Origin of the sequence: Malaciobacter pacificus, from assembly GCF_004214795.1 — a bacterium.
GTDB lineage: Bacteria > Campylobacterota > Campylobacteria > Campylobacterales > Arcobacteraceae > Malaciobacter_A > Malaciobacter_A pacificus.
This window is the reverse complement of sequence record NZ_CP035928.1, coordinates 1,943,853-1,957,927: the sequence shown is the minus strand read 5'-3', so window position 1 is coordinate 1,957,927 and position 14,075 is coordinate 1,943,853. Positions and strand designations below refer to the sequence as shown.

General features: G+C 26.6%; 11 protein-coding genes and 1 pseudogene. 6 read left to right on the top strand and 6 right to left on the bottom strand.

Features of this window, described 5'->3' with window-relative positions:
• Positions 1 to 829 precede the first annotated feature (829 nt).
• Positions 830 to 2,866 (bottom strand): annotated as a pseudogene (locus APAC_RS09865) (HsdM family class I SAM-dependent methyltransferase); the annotation flags it as partial.
• 418 nt (positions 2,867 to 3,284) lie between these two features.
• Positions 3,285 to 3,503 carry a DUF6471 domain-containing protein gene (locus tag APAC_RS09860; protein ID WP_196781789.1) on the bottom strand — a complete coding sequence of 73 codons (219 nt, stop codon included), beginning with the start codon at positions 3,501 to 3,503 and terminating at the stop codon, positions 3,285 to 3,287.
• 264 nt (positions 3,504 to 3,767) lie between these two features.
• Here APAC_RS09860 and APAC_RS09855 point away from each other — a divergent pair, with 264 nt between their 5' ends.
• Complete coding sequence (locus tag APAC_RS09855; protein ID WP_130233937.1) at positions 3,768 to 4,793, top strand: IS1595 family transposase; 1,026 nt, start codon at positions 3,768 to 3,770, stop codon at positions 4,791 to 4,793.
• On the opposite strand, the gene APAC_RS09850 is transcribed toward APAC_RS09855, so the two are convergent.
• The 3 genes from APAC_RS09850 to APAC_RS09840 all read right to left on the bottom strand — a co-directional run bounded on the left by APAC_RS09850 (position 4,790) and on the right by APAC_RS09840 (position 8,437).
• Entirely contained in the window at positions 4,790 to 5,209 is a 420-nt protein-coding gene (locus APAC_RS09850) for a hypothetical protein (protein WP_130233936.1), read from the bottom strand. The genes APAC_RS09855 and APAC_RS09850 overlap by 4 nt on opposite strands.
• A 77-nt stretch (positions 5,210 to 5,286) precedes the next feature.
• On the bottom strand, positions 5,287 to 6,708 hold the full coding sequence (locus APAC_RS09845; RefSeq protein ID WP_130233935.1) for a PDC sensor domain-containing protein: 1,422 nt from the start codon (positions 6,706 to 6,708) through the stop codon (positions 5,287 to 5,289).
• A 100-nt stretch (positions 6,709 to 6,808) separates the two neighbouring features.
• Positions 6,809 to 8,437, bottom strand: coding sequence for a VWA domain-containing protein (locus APAC_RS09840; RefSeq protein WP_130233934.1), 1,629 nt, complete (start codon positions 8,435 to 8,437; stop codon positions 6,809 to 6,811).
• A 91-nt stretch (positions 8,438 to 8,528) separates the two neighbouring features.
• Here APAC_RS09840 and tig point away from each other — a divergent pair, with 91 nt between their 5' ends.
• From tig to def, 3 genes are read left to right on the top strand one after another with little or no spacing between them, the layout of a single operon-like run.
• Complete coding sequence (gene tig / locus APAC_RS09835; protein ID WP_130233933.1) at positions 8,529 to 9,830, top strand: trigger factor; 1,302 nt, start codon at positions 8,529 to 8,531, stop codon at positions 9,828 to 9,830.
• A gap of 17 nt (positions 9,831 to 9,847) precedes the next feature.
• On the top strand, positions 9,848 to 10,432 hold the full coding sequence (clpP, locus tag APAC_RS09830) for an ATP-dependent Clp endopeptidase proteolytic subunit ClpP (protein ID WP_130233932.1): 585 nt from the start codon (positions 9,848 to 9,850) through the stop codon (positions 10,430 to 10,432).
• A gap of 4 nt (positions 10,433 to 10,436) precedes the next feature.
• Complete coding sequence (gene def / locus APAC_RS09825; protein WP_130233931.1) at positions 10,437 to 10,952, top strand: peptide deformylase; 516 nt, start codon at positions 10,437 to 10,439, stop codon at positions 10,950 to 10,952.
• 4 nt (positions 10,953 to 10,956) lie between these two features.
• On the opposite strand, the gene APAC_RS09820 is transcribed toward def, so the two are convergent.
• On the bottom strand, positions 10,957 to 11,337 hold the full coding sequence (locus tag APAC_RS09820; protein WP_170170152.1) for a hypothetical protein: 381 nt from the start codon (positions 11,335 to 11,337) through the stop codon (positions 10,957 to 10,959).
• A gap of 112 nt (positions 11,338 to 11,449) precedes the next feature.
• On the opposite strand from APAC_RS09820, the gene APAC_RS09815 reads away from it, so the two are divergent.
• Both APAC_RS09815 and era read left to right on the top strand, forming a co-directional pair.
• Entirely contained in the window at positions 11,450 to 12,961 is a 1,512-nt protein-coding gene (locus APAC_RS09815; RefSeq protein ID WP_130233929.1) for a YifB family Mg chelatase-like AAA ATPase, read from the top strand.
• 54 nt (positions 12,962 to 13,015) lie between these two features.
• Complete coding sequence (gene era, locus APAC_RS09810; protein ID WP_130233928.1) at positions 13,016 to 13,897, top strand: GTPase Era; 882 nt, start codon at positions 13,016 to 13,018, stop codon at positions 13,895 to 13,897.
• Positions 13,898 to 14,075: the final 178 nt, after the last annotated feature.

Here is a 14,075-nt window from a genome sequence, read left to right as displayed (position 1 = left end):
ATTATCATTTTCTATTTTATCTTTAAAGTCTAGTTTTGCATAGTTTTCTAAAGTTCTCGACATTAGGTAGTAGTTGCACCAAAAAAGTAGTTATATCCACCAACTCATAAGGCTTAGAAGCCTATTGTTTTTGTTTTCACTTTTGAAAAAATGGCTAAAATTTATCAGATTTTCACTCTTAAAAAATTGGAAAGTGAAGGGCTAACGGTATCTTATAGATTGTTTAAGTAAGGTTATTTATCAATGATACATAGGAGATTAAATCCCTATATATCTTAAGTAAAATATTTTTGATTTAAAATGGTAAATCTTTCATTATTTCTTTTTCAATTTGTGGAATAAAATTTTCCATAAATTCAAAATCAATTTCACCATTTTTTATAGGTAGATTTATTACCGTTTTATTCATTGCTTCACGATTAAATTTATTGCCGTAATTATATTTTTTTGAAGTAGCTACTCTACAAGCAGAGATAATTACACTTGCTATTGCTTTGTTAAATCTTTCAAATTTTGGAACTAAATGTTGAATATGAGAATATCCTATAAAATCTTTCTCTTGATAATACATTGTTTCAGCTCCTAATGTCGTGTCAGAACAAGTAATACTATTTCCTTTGTTATTTGGCTGTAAATTTGAAAATCCCATAACTCCATTATCTGTTGAGGAATTAGATATTAAAGGAACTATTCCATTATTTGATAAAATTTCCTCATTCGATAATTTATAATACTTTGTAGGTTTTATTTCAAATAATTCTCCTAATTTAAATTCTCCCCATTCTATATCACAAATTCTTTTATTAAGACTATCACTTGGCTCTTTCCCTTTCTGTTTTATGAATGTTGAAATCTTCCAAGCAAGATAATCACTTAATGTTTCTTTGAAATCAATTAGTGTTGGCTTTGTATCAATAGGAGCTGATTGATTCCAATCTGCTCCATTATTTGGGTCTATTCTATTTTCATAATATTCTTGTTCTGAGAAAAGTTTTAATTGACTTTTCCCAAATCTAACTAATTTTACAACTTCTTCATATTTTTCTTTTGCGTTTCCTGTATCTTTAAGATTATTAGATGCTTTTTTTCTATTACTTCTTGAATATCCATCATTTGAAAAATCAATAAATTTAACCATTTCATCTTTATGATGTTTCTCTCCTACTTTGAATACATAAATATTTGTTTGAACACTTGCCTTTCCTATGAAAATATCAACAGGCATTTTTATACTTGCTATAAGTGTATGCTTTTTTAATATATCTTTATTATATTCTTTAGCCTTTCCAGAACCTGCTGAGTTTTGAATAATGATAGCCGCATAACCCTTATCCATCATATTAAGTGCTTTATGAACAAAATTCATTCCATTTCCATCTGCTGAATAAGGTGGATTTAAAACAAATGCAGTAGCAGGGAAATGTTTATCTGTTTCTCCAAATCCATATTTTCCATCAAAATCTGATAATGAATCTTTATTTAAAATATTTGAACTTCCATCACCCATTAAAATCATATTCAAAATAGCTAACATATAAACACTTGATAATAACTCAATACCTAATAATTGTTCAGCTTTTATTTTTAATTCTTTTTGTAATAACTCTTCTGGGGAATCTATTGTATTTCTTGCATCATATAGCATTTCATTCATAGCAGCAACTAATAAACCTGCTGAACCTGTTGCAAAATCCCATACATAAGAATCTTTATTTACTCTTGCTAACTTAACAAGTAAAGAAGATACATATGAAGGAGTTAATACAACATCATTTAACTTATCCTGTGAAAAGCCAAGCCAACTATACATTTCATTAAAAAGTTTTCCTGTAAAGTCTGTTGTTAGTCCAATTTTATAATATATTCCTAAATCATCAACTATCTTACAGAAAACTCTTTTTAGTTGTGTTTCTCCATCTTTGATTTTATTTATGTTTTCAGCTGTAATTGTATTTTCTAATGTTCTTACAATTAAATTTTTTTTCTCAACAGGAATGTCTTTTGCTTCAAGAAAAGCTTTAATTTTTCTCATAATAATATCTGCATCTGTATTTCCTTTTTCAGTTGAAGACTTTAGCTCTGATTTTTCAAGAGGAGATACTTTTCCTGGAATTCCAATTGTAGCAATAATAGAAGCTGCAACAAGATATACTCTATCATTTTCTCCTAATCCTTTTTCATCTCTATAAATATCATTGTTAAGTCTTGCTAAAGATGTATCAATTTCTTTTTCTCTTTTTTCTTTTAGAGATTCTATTTCTTTTTGTGATAAGTTTAGTGTTTTGATTTTTTCAACAAAAGAATCAAAATTTGAAGAACCTAAAAAAGATAAATCATCAAATTCTCCAACTTTTTGTCCTACACCAAAATTTGATTTTGAAACATAATAAACACCTATGCTATTATTTATTTTTCCACTTTCATCTTTATATCCTGTCATCCCTATAGCAATAATATCTGTATAACTTGTATGATGAAGTAATGCGTTTGCATAATGAATAGCACCATTTACAGCATATGAATTTATATTAGTGAAATTTGGTTCATTCTTGGCAGTTTTATTTTCTACTTGCTCATCAGCACTTAATTTTACTAATTTATCTTTATATCCTTTGTATTCAATTAATATTGGATAAAAATTTAAAGCTTTATCTTGTAAAAGAAGCTTTGCATCAGGTCTATTCCCACCTGCTCCTCCATTTTTAGAATAATAGTCATTTAAAGCTTTGTCAATTTCTGAATTTAATGACTCCTGTTCTAATTTATAATCTAATCCATAAGATTTTAACCACCCATTAGCTAAATCTGCAATATTCGGCTCTACTGATTGAATAGTTTTTTTCTTAGATGTTTTTGTTTTTTTCACTGCTTTTTCAATTGTTTTAATCCCTATGTTTTTAAGATATTCATTAGCATTTTTTAATGTTGATTCACCTTTTTTATAATTATTAAAGTAAATATATCCATTATCAATATCTTTTTGGTTAATATAAAATTCATCATAATTATCTTCTACATTCTTTAAAATTACAATAATTAACTTATCTTTTTTATTTGATAATTTTTTATCCAAGCCATGAACATATTTTGTTAAAAACTCTTCTATTTCATTGTCATTATCTGTATTGATTTTATTAACACCTAAACATATAAAAGTATTTTCTTTTATAGATGAATAAATAAATACACCTTCTTCTTTTTTTGACAATGTTGATAATGAAAAATTTGAATTATTTGTTATTGTTGTTTTTATATTTTCTATCTCCATAATTTAATCTCCTCCTTTAATCTAATCTAACTTCATTAATATTTAATACTTCCATACATTGTATGAAAAATGCAAAACTAAAAGTTCCTCTACTTATCTTATTTGATATGCTACCTTGTGTCTCATCTATACCAATTCCATTTAACATTCTTGCTAATTCATGATATTTTATATTTCTTCTTGTTAATATACTTTTCAGTATTGCTGTTGCTCTTTGATTCCAATCTTCTGGCATTTTCATCACCTCCATAAAAGATTTAGTAAATTCTATCTCATTATTTTCTTAAAATCTACTATATTTTATCATATTTGATATAAATATTTCTATTTTTATATTATTTCATTATTTATAATATATTTCTCTTAGTTATAGGATTAATATTTCAAAAATGATATATTATTATCATATTTTGCTATAAATTGTAAAATTTCTTTATTTAATATGTCTTTAATATCATATCTGATATAATTATCTCATATATGACAATAAAGGATAAACATGGCACAACATTTTCTATTATCAAGTGAAGCAAGAAGTTTTAGTTTAGTTAAAATTGCAAGAATGACTGAAAGACAAGCTGAAAGTTTTTTTAGAAAAATTAGATGGAATGAAACTAATGGTAAGCCTGTTTGTCCTTGTTGTGGTAGCACTAAAAAACATTACTTCTTAAAAACAAGAAGTATCTGGAAATGTAAAGATTGTTATTCTCAATTTTCTATTACATCTGGGACTTTATTTGCTAACCATAAACTACCTCTAAGAACTTATCTTATGGCTATTGCTTTATTTGTTAATGAAGTTAAAGGAATGAGTGCATTAAAACTATCAAGAGAATTAAATATACAATATAAGACTGCCTTTGTTCTACTTCATAAAATGAGAGAAGCATTACTTGAAACAAGAGATGAAAGTCCTATGGATGGAGTTTGTGAAATTGATGGTGCTTATGTTAATCATTATGTTAGACCAGAAAACAATATAAATGATAGAATTGATAGAAGATTAGCTGTAAATCAAAATCCAAACAAAAGATGTATTATTGTTGTTAGACAAAGAGCAAACGGAGAAACTGAATATCTTGGAAGTAGAAGAACTTTAACTTATGTATTACATAATGAAAATCCAACTGATATTATGAATATTGCAAATAATAGAATTGTTGAAGGTAGTGAAGTTCATGCTGACGAAGCTAATGCTTATGATAATTTACATGCAAGATATGACATGCAAAGAGTAAATCATTCTGTTGAGTATATGAGTGAAGAAGGAGCATGTAGTAATCAAGCTGAATCATTTTTTGCAAGATTTAGAAGATTCCAAAAAGGACAAATTCATAGAATGGGTCAATTATACATAGCTAATTATGCTAATGAAATTGCATATAGAGAAGATACAAGAAGATGGGATAATGGGTCTATTTTTAGAGATATAGCTACTAAATGTATGCAAACTCTTCAATCTAACGAATGGACAGGATATTGGCAAGGAAACCATAGAATAGCTGAAAGGTTAGGAGTAGCTTAGGCTATCATCCACCTTTTTTGTTTTTCTGTTTCATCTACTACTTTTAACATTTGGTTCTTGTAGAAAACAGCTCTTAGTTTAGATTCAACATTTTTACATAATTCTAAATCTTCATGGTTTAAATCTTTTTTCTTCATTATTTCTTGGGATATTTCTCTGGTAGTTAATGGCTTATTAGCTTTTCTTAGAACATCAAGAGTCATTTTATTAGCTTCTCCATGCTTAAATAGATGTGATTTTCTGGTATATCTCTTATCTCTTATTTCATCAATATTAAAATTAGGGTCAAAAACCTTAATAGATACATCAATGCTTTCAATTATATTATCTAATTCTTTTGCTTTTTCAATTAGATAGGTCATTTCTGCTTTTAATTCCGTTCTTTTAGAGATTAATTGACTTAATACATGTTGCATAATATATATTTCCTCCTATGGATAATTTAATATATATTATACTAAGATATTAGCCTACAATCTCCATAAAATAGGCTTTATTTTTGGTGAGACTGATACATAATGTCGAAAGTTCTCGTCAATTTATTTACATCTTCACAAACATTATTCTTCGTTGTATCTAACATTTCATTAAATGTATTTTTTAACTCTTCTAAACTTTCATTTTCAGTTTTTACTTCAACTTTTTTTGTAAATATTCCTTTTTTTACTTCATTAACAACCTTTTTTACATCTTCTATTAGTGCATTGTCTTGAATAATTAGGTTTTCAGTTTTTCTGATATTTTCATTAATAACTTTTGCCATATCTCCAAATTCATCATTTGAATTAATACTTATACTTTCAGCTATTTTATTCTCTTTATTTAAGTAAGCAAAGAAATTTAATAGACCATCTTTTATAGTAATTAAATTTTTATTTAATATTTTTATACTGTACATCACTACAGATACAATAATTAATAAAACAATTAAACCTGAAATGATTGAAAAATTTTGAATAAATTCAGCATTTTTTAAATATTCTTCTTCTGGAACAATAATTAAAAATGACCAATAATTTCCTGTATTTCCAAATTCAAAAGGAAAGGCATAAGTGTACGATGACTTTCCATTATTTAAATTTTCAGATATATAAGAATAAACTTTACCTTCTTTATTTAGCTGAACTGCTTTTATTACATCTTCATTTTTTGTAATATCTTTAACTGACTTTCCTAGGTTTTCAACTTTTGGATGACTAATTATATTCCCATATGCATCAATTAATACCCCATAACCTGTTTCAAATAAATCGAGTTTTTTTATCATCTCATTAAAAAAGTCTAAAGAAAAATCAACACCAACTGCCCCAATAAATTTTCCTTGATGATAAACGGGAGATGAAACTGTAGTTAATAAAACAGTTTTACCATCAATATCATAATTATATGGTCTAGTGATAGAAACTTTTTCATTTTCGTAAGGAAGTTTTATCCATTCTGAAGATAAATCAAAATCAGACGATGGCTCAATTGTAAAGCTACCATCACTATTTCTTACAACATATGGTTGAAATTCTCCTTTTGTTGTATAATAATTAGGTTTATCTAATCCATTATTACCTTCATAAAATTGTTTTCCATTTTCAAAAGTAAACCATGTCCCAAGTAAAAAAGGATTTTGTTCAAGTAAAACTTTAAAATATTTTATAGTAGCCTCTTTTGATAATTGTTCGTTGTGTTCTAAGGCACTTGAATATTTACTTGCAATGGAATTTGAAACTACTATAGCTTTATCCAGAATATTTTTTACATGTGAAGCATTCTTTTCAGCTAATTCATTTATATAATGCTGAGCATCATTTCTTGAATTTTCATATGAGTATGAAGATAAAATATAAATCATTATACTTAAAGATATAATACTAGCAGAGACTAAAATCAAAAGTAATTTTGTCCCAAAATTTAAGTTTCTCATAAAATTCCTTTTTTAAATAATCTAAACTTTTCTTTTATTTTAGCATAAATACTAAACTAATAATTAGATATAACGATATTTTTTATACATTGATTTTTATTTACCAAGGATTAGTAGTGTAATCATTTTTAGAAGGTTTAATTTGTTTTAATAAAGAGTTGTTTTTTTGATTTTCTATTTGTTGTAGCCATCTTTTTTCTTCATAGTCACTCATTATTTTTTGTTTTTCTATTTTTTCATTTTTCTTTTTACTTTCTTCTTCGGATTTAGTTTTTTTATTTTCTTGTTTTTCTTCCTTATTTTGTTGTTGCTCTTTTTTGTGATTATCTTTGTTTCTGTTTTTGTTTTTTTGTTTATTGATGATTTTTTTTACAAGTTCTAAATTTTCTTTTGTTTGAAAATCATTTTTTACTTTCAACGCCTCTTCATATGCTTTTATTGAGTTTTCTAATTGATTGTTTTTTGCATAGGCATTACCAAGGTTGTGTAAAACTTTAAAATTCATATCTCTGTTTTCAACTTCTATATTTTTATATAAATTTATAGCATCTTTGTATTTTCCATTTTTGTAATATGAATTTGCTAAATTATAATCTCTTTGAGCAGAATCTTCCAAACTTTTAAAGTTTTTAATAGCATTATCATAATCTTGATTTTTGTAGTTTTCATTTGCTTTTTTTATAGTTTGAAAATCAAATTCAAAGCAATAAAGGTTTTGTGCATAAAAACAGCTAAAAATAACTGCAGTTAAAGGTAACTTTCTTTTGATTCTTGGAATTGATGAATTAGCAACTAAAAGTAAAATAATTCCTATAGCAAGTGGATAATAAAATAGTTCAGTATAAGTTTTATGCTTTTTACTAATATTAACTTCACTATTAGAACTGATATTAATATCATCAATAATTTTTTTAAAATCATCATTATTTAAAGTAAAGTTTATATAGCCACCTTTTGTATTTAAACTTAAATCCTTTATGTTTTCATTTAATTTTAAATTTACAATATTTCCATTATTGTCAGTTAAATAATTTCCATTTTCTAATTTTACAGCTGAGCCTTTACTTGTAGCAGTAGCTAAAGTATAGATTTTCATATTATTGTTTTTTGCTAAAGATATTTGATTTTCAAAATTAATTTCATCTCCTCCATCTGTTAAGAGTAATAAATTTTTAGAATCAAAATCTTTTTGAAGTTTATTTGAAATCTCAATTACTGAGTTTATATTTGTTCCATTATCAAAATTACCTTGAGTATTTAAATTATTAATTAAAGTTTTTAAAGAGTTAAAATCATTTGTTAGAGGACTTAATATATAAGATGATTTTGCAAATAAAATAACTGCAATAGAGTTTTGTTTTGAATAATCTATAATATTTAACAATTTATTTTTCGCAAATGTCAGTCTATTGGGATAAATATCATTCGCCATCATAGATTTTGACACATCTAAAGCAATAACAATAGGAATTGTTTTTTCATTTGTTGTTTGATGAATTTTTTCATTTGTTACAGGTCTTGCTAAAGCTAAAATAAAAAAAATCAATGCTAAAAACATTGTTATATTTCTAGCTTTATTAGAAAAATATTGATTTGATACACTAAGTTTGTCTAAGATTTTTTTAGAAAAAAATTTATCTAGATTAGATTGTTTTGTTAATATTAAATACATAAGAATTAAGCTTGGAATCAACATCATAAATAGTACGTTTAGATAGATAAATTTCAATGCAAACTCCTTTAAAAATAGTATTTTAGTAAAGGCTTAGTAATTTTTAGATAAAATCACCGTTAAAATTAAAAATATCGGAGTAAATTTAATGGAATTTAACGCAAAAAGAGTTGATGAAGCAAACGCTGAAATTTCTGCAACACTAGCAAAAGAGACTATTGAGTCTAACTTAGACAAAGTAGCTAAGCAAGCTGCAAAAACACTTGACATTCAAGGTTTTAGAAAAGGTAAAGTACCAGTTGCTGTTGTAAAACAAAGATATGCTGACAAATTAAGAGAAGATGCTGAAGGTGAAGCATTAAGAGCTGTTTTAGCAGATGGTTTAAAAGAGTTAAACATTGAGAATTCTGATTTAGTTGGTGAACCAGCAATTTCAAAATTTGATAAAAAAGAAGATGGTTCAATTGAAATTGAAATCAAAGTAGCAACTAAACCACAAATTGATTTAGGTGATTACAAATCTTTAGTACCAGCTGTTGAGTCTAAAGAAGCAACTGAAGAAGAAATCAATGCAAGATTAGAGCAAATGGCTAAGCAAAATGCTCCATTACAAAAAATTGCTAGAAAAAGAATGGTTAGAGAAGGTGACCATGTTGTTATCGATTTCGAAGGTTTCGTTGATGGTGTTGCATTTGATGGTGGAAAAGCTGAAGAGTACGTACTTGAAATTGGTTCAGGTTCATTTATTCCAGGTTTTGAAGATCAAATTATTGGTATGAAATATGAAGAAGAAAAAGATATTACTGTAACTTTCCCAGAACAATACCAAGCTGAAAACTTAAAAGGTAAAGAGGCTGTATTTAAAGTAAAATTACATGAAATCCAAGAAAAAGCAGAAGCAGAAATCAATGATGAATTTGCAAAACAATTTTTACCAGATGGTGAAGATGCAACATTAGAGAACTTAAAAGCAAAAATTTCTGAGCAAATTACAGCTGAAGCAAAAGCTAAATATTACAGAGAAGATTTAAAGCCTGCATATTTAGAAACTTTAGTTGAAAAAACATCTTTTGCATTACCTTCATCAGTAGTTGACCAAGAGATTAATTATGCGTTAAATAATAAAGTTAGAACAATGAGCGAAGATGAAATTAAAGCTTTACAAGAAGATCCTTCAAAAGTTGAAGAGATGAGAAATGAATTAAAAGAAGATGCTGAAAATTCAGTAAAAGCTACATTTATTGTTGATGCTTTAGCAAAAGCAGAAGAAGTTGATGTAAGTGACCAAGAAGTAATGCAAGTTTTATATTTCGAAGCAATGCAAATGGGACAAAACCCACAAGAAGTTGTAAAACAATACCAAGACAATGGTTATTTACCTGCAATTAAAATGTCTATGATTGAAGATAAAGTTATCACTAAATTATTAGATGAAAAATTAGGAAAATAATTAACATAGGAATTAATATGAGTTATATACCATACGTAGTTGAAAAAAGTGGAAGAGGCGAGAGAAGTTATGATATCTATTCTAGACTTCTAAAAGATAGAATTATTATGTTAAGTGGAGAAATAAATGATGCAGTGGCTTCAACAGTTGTTGCTCAGTTACTTTTCTTAGAAGCAGAAGATCCAGATAAAGATATCTATTTATATATCAACTCTCCAGGTGGAGTAATTACTAGTGGTATGTCAATCTATGATACTATGAATTATATTAAACCTGATGTTTGTACTATTTGTATAGGACAAGCTGCTTCAATGGGAGCATTTTTATTATCTTCTGGAGTTAAAGGTAAGAGATACTCTTTACCAAACTCTAGAATTATGATTCACCAGCCATTAGGTGGAGCACAAGGACAAGCTACTGATATTCAGATTCAAGCTAAAGAGATCCAAAGAATGAAAGATACTTTAAATGCAATGATTGCAGAGCAAACGGGTCAACCAATAGAAGTAATTGAAAAAGACACTGATAGAGATAATTTTATGAGTGCTGATCAAGCTTGTGAATATGGTTTAATTGACGAAGTTATTACAAGGCATAAATAGATCTATGATTAGAGAAGTTATTACATACCCAAACAAGTTACTTAGAACTAAATCTAAAGATGTAGAAAAGTTTGATGAAGAGTTACATACTCTTTTAGATGATATGTATGAAACAATGATAGATCAAAATGGAGTAGGACTTGCTGCTATTCAAGTTGCTATTCCATTAAATATTTTGATTATTAATCTTCCGAATGAAGAAGATATTCAAGATAAAGAAGATTTAATAGAAGCTATTAATCCAGTAATTACACACAAAGATGGTGAGCAAGTATTTACAGAAGGTTGTTTAAGCGTTCCAGGTTTTTCAGAAGATGTAACAAGAGCACAACATATTATTGTTGAGTATTTTAATAGATTTGGTGAAAAACAAACTATGGAGTGTGAAGGTTTCCTAGCTGTTGCATGGCAGCATGAAATGGAACATTTAGAAGGACATCTTTTTATTGAAAACTTATCATACTTAAAAAGACAAAAGTTTGAAAAAGAGTGGAAGAGAAAGTTAAAAAACAAAAAATAGTTTTTTAACTTCCACTTTCAAAACCTTTTACAATATTATTGTAAATCATCGCAATTATCATTGCATTAAATATAATCCAAACACCCCAAAATAAAACTTTTTCATATTTAGTAAAAGTAACCCCTTTAAATAGTGCAGGGCATGATTTATATGCTAAATAAGCATATATAAAAATTGAAGCATAAAAAGTATATGGGTTAATTGAAGAGAATAATATAGTAATAAAAGAAATAAATGGTACAAAAACTGTTAATGCAAAAAATTTACCATATTTTTTCTTTTTCTCTCCCTCAAAATATCCAATAGTATGACCACATTTTGGACATACAGTTCCAAGTCTTGAAAGTATTTCATATCCGCATTCTGGACAATCAGTAGTATTCATAATAGTTAAATTCCTAAATTTTTTTCGTATTATAGCAAGAGTTTATAAAAGATAAGATAGGATTATATAAATAATAAATGTAGTTATTTAAATAAGGAATTTTGGAGTATAAATGAAAGTAATAAAAAGTGCATCCTATGATGGGTTAGATTCAATTGTTGTAGATGTAGAAGCTACATTTACAAGAGGCTTACCATCTTTTACTATTGTTGGTATGATTTCAACAAGTATTAGCGAATCAAAAGATAGAGTAAAATCCGCACTTTTAACAAATGAGTTTAAATTCCCTCCACTAAAAATTACAGTTAATCTTTCTCCTTCTGATATAAATAAAAAGGGGACTCATTTTGACTTGGCTATTGCCTTACAAATAGCATTTCATGATGATAAAAGTATAAAATTTAATGATATATTTGTATTTGGAGAGCTTAGTTTAAATGGAGTAATAAAAGATTCAAACTCTATTTTTGCGATAGTTTTGTCTTTAGCAAAACAAGGACTTATAAAAGAGGTTTTGGTTTGTGAAGATAGTGCAAAAAAGTTACAAAATATACCTAATATAAAAATCTATGTAATTAAAAATATAATAGATGCAATTGAGTTTTTTAAGACAGATGATAAATCAAGATTTTTATTCCAAAAAAATGAATTAGAATATGAAAATATAAATATAAATAATGAAAAGTTCTATTTTAAAAAGGAATTTACTGAAGATTATAGTGATGTCTTAGGACAAGATATGGCAAAGTTTGCAAGTATGATAGCAGTTGCTGGTAATCATAATATTATTTTTGAAGGAAGTCCTGGATGTGGAAAATCTATGATTACAAAAAGGATGCAACATATCATGCCACCTGTAAATTTAGAAGAAATTTTAGAAAAAGCAAAACTTCAATCTTTAGATTTATCACAAGTAGAGTTTAGTCCTAAAAGGACATTTAGAAGCCCCCATCACTCTTCTACAAAATCTTCAATATTTGGAGGTGGAAGTACTACAGCAAAAATGGGAGAAATAGCATTAAGTAATGGAGGAATACTTTTTTTTGATGAATTACCTCACTTTTCTAAATCAGTTTTAGAGGCTTTAAGGGAACCTTTAGAAGATAATAAAATCTTAATATCAAGAGTTAATACTAAAGTGATGTATGATACAAAATTTTTATTTGTTGGAGCGATGAATCCTTGTCCTTGTGGAAATTTACTCTCAAGTGCAAATGAGTGTAGATGTAATGAAGCAGAAATTCAAAGATATAAAAATCGCTTATCTGAACCTTTTTTAGACAGGATAGATTTATATGTTGTGATGAATGATACATATAATGATAATAAAAATAAAGTGAGTTCTGAAGAACTATTTAATAACGTGTTAAAAGCTTTTAAAATTCAAAAACTAAGAGGTCAAAAAGAACTAAATGGAAAATTGAGTGATCTAGATATAAAAAAATATTGTAAGTTAGATAATGAATCACAAGTTATTATGGATAAAGCAATACAAAATTACAAATTATCTTTTAGAAGTATTAATAAAGTTTTAAAAGTAGCTAGAACAATAGCAGATATTAATGATAATAGACTTATCACAAAAGCAGATTTATTACAAAGTTTAAGTTATAGAAGAAGATAGAGTTTTTGCAAAGTTATGGTAATATTACACTTAAAAATGAATAAAAGGCAATAAATGACAAAATGTGGATATGTTTCAGTTGTAGGAAGACCAAATGCAGGTAAAAGTTCTCTTTTAAACTGGTTAGTTGGTGAAAAAATTGCAATGGTTTCTCATAAGGCAAATGCAACTAGAAAAAGATCAAACATAATTGTAATGCATGAAGATGATCAAATTATATTTGTGGATACACCAGGAATTCATGAAACAGAAAAGTTATTAAATCAGTTTATGCTTGATGAAGCATTAAAAGCAATGGGTGATTGTGATTTGATTTTATTTTTAGCTCCAGTTACTGATAAAGTAAGTCATTATGAAGACTTTTTAGAAAAAAATAAAAAAAATGTAAAGCATATTCTTTTATTAACAAAAATAGATTTTGTATCAAATGCTGAAGTTTTAGCAAAAATGAAAGAGTATGAAAAGTACTCAGATAAGTATGAATCTATTATTCCTATTTCAATTAAAAAGCAAACAAAACAATCAGATATTTTAAATGATGTTGTTAAGCATTTACCAGAACATCCATATTTATTTGATCCTGAAATTATGACTACAGAGCATTTAAGAGATATTTTTAAAGAGTTTATTAGAGAATCTATTTTTGAAAATATTAGTGATGAAATTCCTTATGAAACAGATGTAAAGATTGATAAAGTTGAAGAAAAGCCACATATTGATGTTGTAAAAGCAACTATTATTGTTCAAAAAGGTACTCAAAAAGGAATGATTATTGGAAAAGGTGCAACAGCAATAAAAAGAATTGGTAAAGATGCAAGGGTAAAAATAGAAAAACTTACAGGGAAAAAGTGTTATTTAGAACTATTCGTTTCTATAAAGAAAGGTTGGACAAAAAATAAAGAAGGTCTTAAAGAACTTGGTTATGATATTGACTAATAAATAATATTTATAATTATAATTTAAAACATATTTCACTAGAATAACTAATAAAGTTATTAAAGTGAAGTGTTATGGAAACTAAATTTGATTGGGTAGATGATTTTAAATATATACAAATAGATTCAAATAGACTACCTGCTAGGCTTATAAAAAACTTTACATATTCTAATTTATT